The organism is Monashia sp. HAY1-5C (assembly GCF_056755255.1).
In genome coordinates this window covers 23057-34280 of sequence record NZ_JBPGXG010000033.1, presented here as the reverse complement: position 1 = coordinate 34280, position 11224 = coordinate 23057, and the positions used below count along the sequence as shown (strand labels likewise).

Below are 11224 nucleotides of genomic sequence, written 5' to 3'. Positions count from 1 at the left end.
TCCGTCGTCGGCAGCGTCAGATGTGTATAAGAGACAGGGCCTGAGGCCCGGGCCAGCTCTTCACCGCCATCGACAGGACGTTCCGGCCCCGTTCAGAGGCGTGTACCCGGGGGCAGGTCGTGCCCGTACAGGTTGAGGCCGTAGACCGCGTAGACGGGGTCGGCGACGTTGGAGGCGTGGGCCAGCCCGGTGTGCGCGTCGCGCCAGAACCGCTGGATCGGATTGTCCAGACGCATGGCGTGACCACCCGCGTGGGCCACGATGCGGTCCACGGCGTCCACGGCGCGTCGGACTGCCCGCACCTGGTTCCTCCTGACCTCCGCCCGCACCGCCACGTCGATCGGGACGTTGCGCTGGGCCAGGTCCCAGAGCCGCTCCATGTCGGAGAGGAACTGGACCCGGCTGGCCTGGATGTCCGACGCCGCCCCGCCGAGTGCGGCCAGCTGGTGCGGGTCCTGGCTGACCTGGTGACCTGCCCGGCTCACCCGGGACCGGCTGTGCGAGACGAAAGCCGCGAGCGCACCCTCCGTCAGGGCGAGGGTCGCGCAGGCGATCGTGCCGCTGAACATCGTGTGGAACGGCATCCGATAGAGGGGCACGTCCGCCCGTCCGGCCTGTTCCGCTGCGGCGCCCGTTTCGAGGTCCGTGGGGTCGATCACCCGGTGGGCGGGGACGAACGCATCCTTGATGATGACGTCCTTGCTGCCCGTACCTCGGAGGCCGACGACCTGCCAGGAGTCCTGGACGATCCCGTAGTCGGAGCGCGGCACGATGAAGTGCCTGACCGGGTTGGGCTCGGTGACCTCGCCCTGTTGATCGGTGACCATGCCGCCCAGCACGACCCAGTCGCACAGGTCCGTGCCGGAGGAGAACGGCCAGCGTCCGCTGAAGAGGAAGCCCCCGTCGACGGGACGAGCGCGGCCGAAGGGTGCGTAGGGCGAAGCCACCCACGTATCCGGGTCCTCGCCCCAGATCTCCTGCTGCATCTCCCTCGTGCCGACCGCGAGCTCGAACGGGTGCACCCCGACGACGCCGGCGACCCAACCCGAGGACCCATGCCGGGATCCGATCGCCAGGACCGTCTCGAAGAACTCGACCGGCGAGCTCTCCAGGCCGCCGAAGTCCTTGGGCTGCAGCATGCGAATGACCCCGGTGTCCTCCAGACGCTTGCGCGTCTCGTCGGGCAGGCGACCCAGGTCGTCGGCCTCCTCCGCCTGCTCCTGCAAGAAGACGGCCAGCTCCTCAACGCGGTCGAGCACGGTGTTCATCGCGGTGTTGCCCTCTTCTCACTGTCGTCCGGTCAGTTGTTGGCCACGAAGTCGGCCACGAGCCGGTTGAACTCATCGGCGTGCTCGAGCTGGGCCCAGTGTCCACAACGGTTGAACAGCACGAGCCGTGCGTTCTGGATGACTGTCACGAGCTTGAGGCTGTGCTCGTAGCCGACGACCCTGTCGTCACGGCCGTGGACGATGAGGGCCGGGGCCGCGATGCTGGCCAGCTCCTCGTCGGTGGCCGTCCCGCGGCGGGGCTTGCCGATCCCCGCGGCAAAGTTCTGCAGGTGCTCGCGGTTGGCGGTGGCGTTGTCGTAACGCTGTTTGGCCAGCGCGTCGCTCTTGCTACCGCTGTCGTAGGTCATGATGTCGACCAGCTTCGCCATGACCTCGACCGACGGCTCGAGGTAGCCCTGGTTGAGGATCTTCAGTCCCTCGGATGGGCCGTCGCTCGGGGAGAAGAGGCGAGCTCCGCCTGCACCGGCTCCCATGGTCACCAGGTGGGACACCCGCTCGGGGTGGACCGCCGAGAACTTCAACGTCGTCGCGCCGCCCATCGAGTTGCCGACGATGGCCGCCTTGTCGATGCCAAGCGCATCCAGCAGGTCTCGCACCGCAGCGACGTGGTCGCGACGCTCGTAGGTGACGGGCGAGGACTTGCCCCAGCCCGGCATGTCCGCTGCGATGACCCGGAACTGCCTGCTCAGCGCCTTCAGGTTGGGGCCGAAGTTGCTCCAGCCGGTGGCACCCGGACCGCTGCCGTGCAGAAGGAGCAGGGGATGCCCTTCCCCCGCCTCGTTGTAGTGGATCGTGCCGCTGGGCGTCTCGACCGTGCGGCTGGTGCTCTGCTCGGTCAGTTCCACAGTCGTGGTGGTCATCGGCCAACTCCTCGTAGCGGTGTCAGTCCGGCGTCAGGCTCGACACCGGCGTTCCAAGCAGCATCGCTCAGGCGCCTGAGGTTGCCGAGCCGGTCGTGCCACCTCGTGGAACGCCCCCCGAGGACCGGCTCTTCAGTCGACAGGCGCGCCGACGCGTTTCGCCACGACGGCACACACCCACGTCGCACCGGTGGCAGCGATGAACAGCACGGTCATGGGGACCGGGGTGGCTCGCGCCCCGAGCCCGACCAGGGGTGCGACGGCTGCGCCGGCGACGAACTGCCCGAAGCCGATGACGGCAGATCCGGACCCGGCCGCATCGCGAACGTGGGCGATCGCAAGTCCGATCGAGTTGCCGAAGATGAGCCCCATGCTGCCCACAAGCAGCACGAAGACGGGCACGAGGATCCGCGGCGACGCCGCCAGGAACACAATGAGCGAATGGGCGACGACTGCGGTCGTGAGCAGGACCAGTCCCACGCGCAGCATGTAGGCCGGGCCCCGGGTGCGCACGAGTCGCGCGTTCACCGCATTGGCACCGATCATCGCGAGCGAGTTCAGCGCGAACAGGGCCGCTCCTGCAAGCTCGCCGACACCGACGTAGTCCTGGTAGATGAAGGGCGACGCCGATATGTATCCCATGAGGATGGCGAAGCTGAACGTCTTCACGAGGGCGTACGCCGCGAAGCCGGGACGGCGTAGCACCATCCCGAGGTTGGGGCTCTTCGCGACTCCCGCAGACGATGACGAATGGGAAGTGACCGAGGATGCCGCGTTGCCACGCTGCGCCGGCGAGGTCTCGCGGACGACGAACACTGCGACGAGGCTCATGACGACCGTCAGGCCGGCCAGCACTCCCAGCACTCCGCGCCACCCGACCGGACCGGCCAGCAATCCCCCAGTGACCGGGGCCACGATCGGTGCGAGCCCACCGAGGACAGCGAGCACGCTGAAGATGCTCGCCGCCTCCGCCCCGCGGAACAGGTCTGCGACGATGGCGCGCGCGATCACGATCCCGGCGGCGCCTCCGAACCCTTGGAAGAGGCGCGCGGCGAGCAGGACCTCGATGGACGGCGCGTAGACCGCCACGAAGGAGGCGACCACGCACACCAGGGAACCCCCGACCAGGGGTCGCTTGCGCCCGCGGCGGTCCGAAAACGGGCCGAAGAAGAGCTGACCGAGAGCCACGCCGACGAGAAAGGTCGTGAGGGTCAGCTGGACACCTGAGGGCACGGTCGACAGCTCGACGGCGATCCGCGGGAAGGACGGAAGGTACATGTCCGTCGCGAACGGCGAGATCATCGACAGGAGGGCCAGCGATGCGAGCAGGATTGCCCGAGCGCCGCTGCGAGGGGGCGGCAAGAGCGCGGGAGTGACTGCGGCGATCCCGACTGGGGCGGCCATCTTCTCCCGTGCCCCGCTCGACACGGTGCCCACCATCTGCTGCCCTCGCGTCTCATCAGTACCTTTTGTCGTTGTCTGCTGCGCGTGCCAAGCGCCCGCGGCCCAGCGTGCTGCGCGGGTGGGCGACTCTCCATTGCCGCGTGCCGCCGGGCGGAACACGACGTTCAGAGCGCCGAGGGGCAGGCCGCTCCGGCCTCGGGTGCGTGTCATTCCGCTGAACCACCAGGCCAGCGCCGCGCGGATCCGATCCGCTGTCGAGCGGGCGCGCCGCCAACTCCTGGCGACGGATGTGGGCAGCCCTGCCACAGGAAGCGTCGGAGTCAGCGGTGGCGGCGACACATACCCGAACCACGTACAGGCGAGAGGCCCTGACCGGCGTCTCCGCTGCCGACCGCCGGATCGAGTGAAATGAGCCTTCGGCGACGGTCCCCACCGCCCTGCCGGCAGATCCGACGTCGCCCGCCAAACCGTAACCTCGGCCCATCTGCCGCTGGGCCAAGCACGCTCTCTCGCGGCGTGCCCTGCGGCCTGCTCTTTTCCGCCCCTGAGCCTGGGCCTTCCGCGTTGATCTCGATGTGCTCGCCGCCCTCGTTGCCGCGGCGGACGGCCGCTAGGAGCATCTGGGCGACGTCGACGACCTCGCCCTCGCCCTCGGCCTTCGTGCCGTCCTGGACGGCGGCGTTGACGCCGTCGGTGAGCATGACCTTGCAGAAGGGGCAGCCGACGGCGATCCGGTCGGCGCCGGTGGCCAGGGCCTCGGCGGTGCGGTTGGTGTTGATCCGGGTGCCGAGCTTCTCCTCCATCCACATCCGGGCCCCGCCGGCGCCGCAGCAGAACGAGGTCTCCTTCGAGCGGGGCATCTCGGCCTACTCGACGCCGGGCAGGATCTGCAGCAGCTCGCGAGGCGGGGCGTAGACCTGGTTGTGCCGGCCGAGGTAGCACGGGTCGTCAGGTGACCCTGGCGCCGGTGGACGCGGCGCCGGTGGACGCGGCGCCGGTGGACGCGGCGCCGGTGAGGGTCCCGCTGGACGCGGCGTCGCCGGGGCGGGCCACCGGGGTCAGGCGCTTGTCCCAGACGAGCGGTGGCGGTGGTGTCCGGAGGCAATGTTGATCCCACCTTCTTGACCGGCCTGCTCGCTAGTGCCGAGAAAGCGCCGCGGAACAGGCCTGCCGACCCTTGCCCGTAGACGAACCGCGTTCGGGCAGGAGTCAGAGTCCGGTGGCCACGAGATAGCCGCACAGGCCGACGATGACGGCGGTGATGAGCGATGCCACGACGGTCGTGATGCGGTGGTTGGCGAGGACGCCCATGACCTGGCGGTCGCACGTGAAGAGCAGCAATGGCACGAGCGTTCCCGGGAGGGCGAAGGAGAGCACGACCTGGCTCCAGACGAGCGCATCGGTTGGTTCGACACCCACGCCGAGGATGACGAGAGCCGGGATGACGGCGAGCAGGCGGCGAGGCAGGGGCGCGATCGGTCGGCGGCCGAAGCCCTGCATGACGACATCTCCGGTCTGGACGCCGACCAGGGTTGATGCCAGACCCGCGGCCAGCAGGGCGAGCGCGAAGATCGTCGCAGCCAGCTGGCCGGCGTTGGCCCCCAGGGCTGTGTACGCCGCTTCTATGCTCGAGCCGGCCTCGGACGGCAGCGCGGCCGAGAAGACGACGAGGCTGATGTTGGCCACGCCGGCGATGGTCATGGCGACGACGACGGAGCGCACTGTCTGGCGGCCCGCCCGCATCCTCCTCTGCCGCGTCGGCTCCAGCGTGGCGTCGTCCCGCGCGCGCGAGGCGGCCGAGTGGAAGTGCAGGGCGTGTGGCATGACGGTGGCACCGACGGTGCCGACGGCGAGCAGGGCGGCAGATGACTGGAGCGGGCTGGGCACGACGGAGCGGAGCAGCTGCACGCGGTCGACGTCGGCGACGAGCACCTGCCACAGCAGCGAGCCGATGATGACCGCGAGCAGGACGAGTACGACGGACTCGAAGTGGCTCCGGCCGCGCACCCTGAGGAACAGCACGACGAAGCTGAACAGCGTGACGACGACGGCCCCCCACATGAGTGGAAGCCCGAAGAGCAGGTGGAGCGCGATGGCGCCACCGACGATCTCGGCGAGGTCGGTCATGATGACGACGATCTCGGCCTGGGCCCACAGCAGCAGCCGGCCGACACCGGGATATCGACGGGCGCTGTGCTCGGCGAGGCTCATCCCCGTGACCATCCCGAGCTTCGCGGCGAGGTACTGGATGACCATCGCCGAGCAGCTGGCGAAGACGACGACCCAGACGAGGGCGTAGCCGTGCTGGGCGCCCGAGCTGATGTTGACGCCGAAGTTGCCGGGGTCGACATAGGCGATCGCGGCGAGCAGCGCAGGCACGAAGGTTCTGGGCGTCCTCAACGTGCCGCCGAGCCCGTGCTCGGGAGAGCGTTCCTCGACGCGCGTAGCCTGCATCAGGCGATCACCCATGGCAGACAGCATCGCGCCCCGGGCTCGTTGACTCGTGCCGGCGTCTGCGATTGAGACAGATCGACAGGTCGCGCCCAGACCTCGGGACACCAGCCGTCTCAACCTGAGAAGGCATGGTGCCGCTCGGTGCGCCCGATGGTTGCGTGGAGCCATGCTCGAGACGCCTCGCTCCGAGAAGCTGGTCTGCCGTGACTGCGCACGGACGCACGTCGCGGAGGTCGCTCCCACCCCCTGGCCATCCGACGCGATGCACGACACCGAAGGGTTCGTCGTCGAGCGGATAGAGATGCTCTTTCGAGGCCGGTGCCCGGAGTGCGCAGCCGTCCGCGCCCGCAAGCAGCAGCAGGCTGGGTGACGTCGTTCCGCTCGCTGGCGGGCCTCCCCGGAGCGCTCCGGACGTGCGAAGAAGCCGCCCCCACCCGGCGAGGGTGGGGGCGGCTTCGCCATGAGTCGGCTAGAGCCCGCCGTCGTGAGGCCCCTGCAACAGCAGGAAGCTGAGACGGCGCTGCTGGACGCGTGACCAGACGAGGCGCGGCAGCGCCACCGGTACAAGAACGGCCGCGCCCTGCAGGAGGGTCACGAGAAGTGACGACCCGTGCGCCATCTCGACGCCTCAGTAGATGTTGCTGGGGCGGACCATGCCCTCGGCGAGGTCACCGAAGCCCGGAGCCATGATGGCCCCTGGATGGACGTCGACCTCCTCGACGATCGCGGTCTCCGTCGTGATGAGCAGCGCTGCGATGGACGCCGCGCTCTCCAAGGCCGCCCGGGTCACCTTGAGGGGGTCCATGACGCCGAAGTCGAACATGTCGCCGTAGGCGCCGTCGAGGGCGTTGAACCCGTGGCCCACGGGCAGGGTCGCGACCCGGTGCACCACCTCGTCGCCGTCGAAGCCGGCGTTGATCGCGATCCATCGGAGGGGCTCGGACAGGGCCCGTCGGACCACCTCGCGCCCGACCGCCTCGTCACCCGTGAGCTCGACGCGTGACACGGCATCGTGGGCCTGCGTCAGGGCCGTCCCTCCGCCGGCAACGATGCCTTCCTCGAGAGCAGCACGCGTGGCAGCGAGCGAGTCCTCGACTCGCAGCATCCGCTCCTTGAGCTCGACACTCGTCGCACCACCCACCCGGATGACGGCCACCTGTCCGGAGAGCCGCGCCATGCGCAGCTGGAGGCTGTCCTGGTCCGCCTCGATCCGGGCCCGCTCGAACTGGGTCTCGAGCTGGCGGATCCGCGACTCGACCTGGGTCTGGTCGCCGTGGCCGCCGACGATCGTCGTCGACTCCTCGGTGATGGTGATCCGGTCACATCCTCCGAGGTGCTCGAGCGCGACCTCCGAGAGCTCGAGCCCGGTGTCCTTGGCGACGACCTGGCCCCCGAGCGCGATGGCGAGGTCTTCCAGCTCGGCCACGCGCCGGTGCCCGAAGCCGGGCGCGCGCACCACCACCGAGCGCATCGTCTGGTGCATGTTGCCGCCGACGAGCAGCTGCAACGCCGGCCCGTCGACGTCCTCCGCGAGCACGACGAGTGGCCGGTCGGCGCGCTTGGCCGCCTCGACCGTCGGCATGATCTCCTGCACCTGGCTGATCTTCTTGTTCGTCAGCAGGATGAGCGGGTTGTCGTAGACCGTCTCCATCCGCTCCCGGTCGGTCACCATGTAGCCGGAGATGTAACCGTGGTCGAACTCGATGCCGTCGACGACCGCGACGGACAGGCCGAGCGTGTCCGACTCCTGGGTCGTGACGATGCCTCGCCGGCCCACCTTGCCCACGGCCTCGGCGACGGCGTCACCGATGGACTCGTCGTCGCTGGCAGCCAGCGTGGCGATGTGGCGCAGGTCGCCCGGGCCACCCACGTCGGCCGCCCAACCGGTGAGGGTCTCGACGACGACGGGCACGGTCCGCTCGATGCCCCGGCGCACCCGCATGGGGTTGGCGCCGGCATCGACGGCGCGAAGCCCCTCCCGGACCATCGCCTGGGCGAGCACGGTGGCCGTCGTGGTGCCGTCACCGACGACACCGTTGGTCTTCATCGCCACTTCCTTGACGAGCTGGGCGCCCATGTTGGCGAACGGCTCCCGGAGCTGGATCTCGCGGGCGATGGTGACGCCGTCGTTCGTGATCGTCGGTGGTCCGGTCAGCTTCTCGAGGACGGCGTTGCGTCCCTTCGGTCCGAGCGTCACCTTGACGGCGTCCGCGAGGGCGTTGACGCCGGACTCGAGCAGTCGTCGGGCGTCCTTGTTGAAGCGCAGTTCCTTGGCCATGGTGTGTCTGTCCTTCGTGATTCGGACGTGGTCGGGGCCGGCCGCCGATGACGGCCGGACCGGCCGTCGTCAGGGGATGAGAATCGCGCGTCCGCGCACGAGCCCGGCGTCGAGGTCGTCGATCGCCTGCTGGAAGTCCTCCAGGGGGTACTTCGTGGTGTGGAGCGTGACCTTGCCCTGGGCGGCGAGGACCATGAGCTCCTGGAGGTCGTTGTACGACCCGACGAGGTTGCCGATGAAGTTGATTTCCGTGGAGATGACGTCGATGGTCGGGATGTCGATGTTCTCGCCGTAGCCGACGACGAAGTAGCTGCCGGCCCGGCGCAGCATCGCCGTGCCCTCCTTCGTCGCGCCCCCCTCGCCGACGAAGTCGACGACCGCCTCGGCGCCCCGCCCGCCGGTCAGCTCGAGGACCTTCTCGATGTGGCTGCCGTCGGCGACGACGCCGTGGTCGGCCCCGATCGAGGTGGCCAGGGCGACGGCGTCGGGGTTGCGGTCGACGACGACGACCGTCGCACCGGAGATCGCCTTCATCACCTGGATGCCGATGTGGCCGAGCCCGCCGGCGCCGATCATGACGCAGACGTCGCCCGGTCTCGTGACCCGAGCCGCCTTGGCGGCCGCGTGGTATGCCGTGAGGCCGGCGTCCGCGAGCGCCGCGACGTCCGAGGGCTCGAGGCCGTCATCGATGCGCACGACGCTCCGGGCGGTCGTGCGGAGATACTCCGCGTACCCGCCGTTGGTGTCGATCCCGGGGAACTGGCTGTTCTCGCAGTGCACGTCGTCGCCGAAGCGGCACGCACGGCACAGCCCGCACGTGATGAGCGGGTGCAGGATCACCTTGTCGCCGATGGCGACGTTGGTGACGGCGTCACCGACGGCGTGCACCCAGCCGGCGTTCTCGTGGCCGATCGTGTACGGCAGAGCGACGCCCGTCTTCTCCTCCCATTGCCCTTCGAGGATGTGCAGGTCGGTGCGGCACACGCCCGCGCCCCCGATCCTGACGACGACGTCGAGCGGTCCCTGGACCTGCGGCTCCGGCACGTCCGTCAGCTGCAGCTTGGTGTGGTACCCGACGACCTGGACGGCCCTCATTACGTGCTCCTCGTGTCCGTGATGTGCGTGGTGATGGCTGCGGGGTCGCCGTCCGCGTAGCGGGTGGCCAGCAGGCCGCGGCAGAAGTGGGCGTTGCCCTCGATGGAGATCCGCACCGACGTCGCGAGACGCAGACGCAGGGGCAGCTCCTCGTCCGGCACGGGCGCTCCCTGCTCGTCGACGACGACGAGCTCCGTGGGAGCGACGCCCAGGCCGATGTCCGCCCGTCTGCGCAGCAGCGCCTCCTTGGTGCGGCCGGCCGGCAGGTCGCCGAGCCTCAGGCGCCCGAGGTCTTCGAGCCGGACCGACCCTCCGGTCAGCGCGGCCATGACGCAGCGCTCCATCGCCGCGGTGTGCGCCTTCCGCTGGAAGGTCTGCCGTAGAGCGTCGAGGCTCTCCTCGGCCTCGGCACCGAAGGTTCCGAGGTAGCCGGCATCCGCGGCGATCCCGGCGTTGATCTTGTCGGAGTCGTGGTGGTCGTCGAGCAGCACGGTGACCCGACCCGTCCCCCGGACCCGCCGCAGGGCGTCCTGTGCGTCGGAGACCATGAGGTAGGCGAAGTTCGGTGCGCAGAACGACGTCGGAAGCCGCAGGTGCACCGTGACGCCGGACGGGTGCAGCGCCACCGAGCGGACGAACCCGAGCTCGGTGATCGGCTCGTCCAGCTCGGGATCCATGACGGTGGCGAGCGCCTCGAGCACGTCGTTCGCCAGGGATGCCCCGTGCGGTGCCGAGGCCGTGTTGCGGGCCGACGGCGACGCGACCGGAGTGGCGACGGCGCTCATGACAGCACGCTCTCCCTCGCCCCGGCCGCGACCTCGAGGCCGACGTCGCCGGGGTCGGCGAGCTGCAGCTCCGCGGGCACGTCGAGGCCGTACATCTTCGCTGCGTTGAGGCCGAGGATCTTCTTCTTGGCGGTCGTCGTCAGGGGTGCGTACTCCGTCATGTCCTCAGGGATCTGGAAGTCGACGAACTTCTCGATGAGCCACTTGGGTGTCCACAGGGCGTAGTCGCTCGAGAACTGGATCTTGTCCGCGCCGATCCAGTACAGGAGCTCGCCGATGATCTGCGCGAAGTAGCGCGGCCTCGTGTGGATGAACGGGATGGCGACGGCGAGGCCGGCGTGGACGTTCGTCTCCTGGGTCGCGATCCAGCAGAAGTCCTCCAGCCGCGGGAGCCCGCAGTGCTCCACGACGAAGTTGAGTCCCTGGAAGTCCGTCGCCACCGCGTCGATGTCGGCGACGTCGAAGGCGTCGCGGTCGAGCGGGATGATCGTCGGCCCCTTGTGGATGTGGATGTTCGTGATGCCGAGCTCCTGACAGGCCTCGAGGTACTTGTAGGACCACCGGTCGGTCAGCTTGTAGCCGCGGGAGTCGCCGTGCCACTCCGCGGTGTAGAGCTTGACGCCCTTGAGCCCAAAGCGTTCGGCGTCGCGCCTGAGCTGGTCGAGGCCGGCCTGCTCGTTGCGCGGGTCGAAGTTGTGGTTGTAGGTCAGTCGGCCGGGGTTGGCCCTGGTGAGCGCCCACGCCTCTTCGGTCTGCCCGAACCCGTTGGTGTAGAAGTCGCCCAGGAACGCCGGCTGGAAGATCGCGTGGTCGACGTAGCCGTCCTCGAAGAGGTCCTTCATGAGTCGGTCGCCGCCGTAGTACGTGTAGGTGTCGTAGTCCCACACGACCTCCTCCGGGCTGAGGTTCTTGTGGTAGTCGTAGAAGCAGTCGATGAACTGCTTGCCGTGGACGTTCCTCAGGTTCGACTCGCGGCCGTCCCACAGGGCGACGTGGGCATCGACGACGTAGTACTTCTCGCCGTTCTTCTCGTACATGGCTTCCTCACTTCGTTGTGGT

General features: G+C 69.2%; 10 protein-coding genes and 1 pseudogene. 1 reads left to right on the top strand and 10 read right to left on the bottom strand.

Annotation, left to right across the window (positions count from 1 at the left end; translation table 11 throughout):
• Nucleotides 1–92 precede the first annotated feature (92 nt).
• The 5 genes and pseudogenes from ACR9ZK_RS07470 to ACR9ZK_RS07450 form a co-directional block, all read right to left on the bottom strand.
• The gene (locus ACR9ZK_RS07470) at nt 93–1268 is read right to left on the bottom strand and encodes an acyl-CoA dehydrogenase family protein (protein ID WP_481341261.1); all 1176 of its coding nucleotides are present in this window, start codon (nt 1266–1268) and stop codon (nt 93–95) included.
• Between the two features lie 32 nt (nt 1269–1300).
• Nucleotides 1301–2149: an alpha/beta fold hydrolase gene (locus ACR9ZK_RS07465; protein ID WP_481341260.1), complete on the bottom strand. Its 849-nt coding sequence runs from the start codon at nt 2147–2149 to the stop codon at nt 1301–1303.
• Nucleotides 2150–2281: 132 nt separating this feature from the next.
• The gene (locus ACR9ZK_RS07460) at nt 2282–3589 is read right to left on the bottom strand and encodes a multidrug effflux MFS transporter (RefSeq protein ID WP_481341259.1); all 1308 of its coding nucleotides are present in this window, start codon (nt 3587–3589) and stop codon (nt 2282–2284) included.
• A 284-nt stretch (nt 3590–3873) separates the two neighbouring features.
• Nucleotides 3874–4633, bottom strand: a pseudogene (locus tag ACR9ZK_RS07455) ((Fe-S)-binding protein); the annotation flags it as partial.
• Nucleotides 4634–4762: 129 nt separating this feature from the next.
• The gene (locus ACR9ZK_RS07450) at nt 4763–6022 is read right to left on the bottom strand and encodes an Nramp family divalent metal transporter (RefSeq protein ID WP_481341258.1); all 1260 of its coding nucleotides are present in this window, start codon (nt 6020–6022) and stop codon (nt 4763–4765) included.
• A 151-nt stretch (nt 6023–6173) separates the two neighbouring features.
• On the opposite strand from ACR9ZK_RS07450, the gene ACR9ZK_RS07445 reads away from it, so the two are divergent.
• Complete coding sequence (locus tag ACR9ZK_RS07445; protein ID WP_481341257.1) at nt 6174–6377, top strand: hypothetical protein; 204 nt, start codon at nt 6174–6176, stop codon at nt 6375–6377.
• A gap of 99 nt (nt 6378–6476) precedes the next feature.
• Here ACR9ZK_RS07445 and ACR9ZK_RS07440 read toward each other — a convergent pair whose 3' ends face one another.
• The 5 genes from ACR9ZK_RS07440 to ACR9ZK_RS07420 form a co-directional block, all read right to left on the bottom strand.
• Nucleotides 6477–6626, bottom strand: a complete 150-nt coding sequence (locus ACR9ZK_RS07440) for a hypothetical protein (protein WP_481341256.1) — start codon at nt 6624–6626, stop codon at nt 6477–6479.
• 9 nt (nt 6627–6635) lie between these two features.
• Nucleotides 6636–8285 carry a chaperonin GroEL gene (gene groL / locus ACR9ZK_RS07435; RefSeq protein WP_481341255.1) on the bottom strand — a complete coding sequence of 550 codons (1650 nt, stop codon included), beginning with the start codon at nt 8283–8285 and terminating at the stop codon, nt 6636–6638.
• 69 nt (nt 8286–8354) lie between these two features.
• The gene (locus tag ACR9ZK_RS07430; protein ID WP_481341254.1) at nt 8355–9380 is read right to left on the bottom strand and encodes an NAD(P)-dependent alcohol dehydrogenase; all 1026 of its coding nucleotides are present in this window, start codon (nt 9378–9380) and stop codon (nt 8355–8357) included.
• Nucleotides 9380–10165 (bottom strand): iron-sulfur cluster assembly protein, encoded by a 786-nt coding sequence (locus ACR9ZK_RS07425; RefSeq protein ID WP_481341253.1) that lies wholly within the window; start codon nt 10163–10165, stop codon nt 9380–9382. Before ACR9ZK_RS07425 ends, ACR9ZK_RS07430 begins: the two co-directional genes overlap by 1 nt.
• Nucleotides 10162–11202: an amidohydrolase family protein gene (locus ACR9ZK_RS07420; protein ID WP_481341252.1), complete on the bottom strand. Its 1041-nt coding sequence runs from the start codon at nt 11200–11202 to the stop codon at nt 10162–10164. Before ACR9ZK_RS07420 ends, ACR9ZK_RS07425 begins: the two co-directional genes overlap by 4 nt.
• Nucleotides 11203–11224 lie beyond the last annotated feature (22 nt).

What these genes read in the sequence shown, in the direction of transcription:
- ACR9ZK_RS07430 (WP_481341254.1), bottom strand. Translation starts at nt 9,380, where the DNA reads ATGAGGGCCGTCCAGGTCGTCGGGTACCACACCAAGCTGCAGCTGACG.
- ACR9ZK_RS07450 (WP_481341258.1), bottom strand. Translation starts at nt 6,022, where the DNA reads ATGGGTGATCGCCTGATGCAGGCTACGCGCGTCGAGGAACGCTCTCCC.
- ACR9ZK_RS07445 (WP_481341257.1), top strand. Translation starts at nt 6,174, where the DNA reads ATGCTCGAGACGCCTCGCTCCGAGAAGCTGGTCTGCCGTGACTGCGCA.
- ACR9ZK_RS07465 (WP_481341260.1), bottom strand. Translation starts at nt 2,149, where the DNA reads ATGACCACCACGACTGTGGAACTGACCGAGCAGAGCACCAGCCGCACG.
- groL (WP_481341255.1), bottom strand. Translation starts at nt 8,285, where the DNA reads ATGGCCAAGGAACTGCGCTTCAACAAGGACGCCCGACGACTGCTCGAG.
- ACR9ZK_RS07420 (WP_481341252.1), bottom strand. Translation starts at nt 11,202, where the DNA reads ATGTACGAGAAGAACGGCGAGAAGTACTACGTCGTCGATGCCCACGTC.
- ACR9ZK_RS07460 (WP_481341259.1), bottom strand. Translation starts at nt 3,589, where the DNA reads ATGGTGGGCACCGTGTCGAGCGGGGCACGGGAGAAGATGGCCGCCCCA.
- ACR9ZK_RS07440 (WP_481341256.1), bottom strand. Translation starts at nt 6,626, where the DNA reads ATGGCGCACGGGTCGTCACTTCTCGTGACCCTCCTGCAGGGCGCGGCC.
- ACR9ZK_RS07470 (WP_481341261.1), bottom strand. Translation starts at nt 1,268, where the DNA reads ATGAACACCGTGCTCGACCGCGTTGAGGAGCTGGCCGTCTTCTTGCAG.
- ACR9ZK_RS07425 (WP_481341253.1), bottom strand. Translation starts at nt 10,165, where the DNA reads ATGAGCGCCGTCGCCACTCCGGTCGCGTCGCCGTCGGCCCGCAACACG.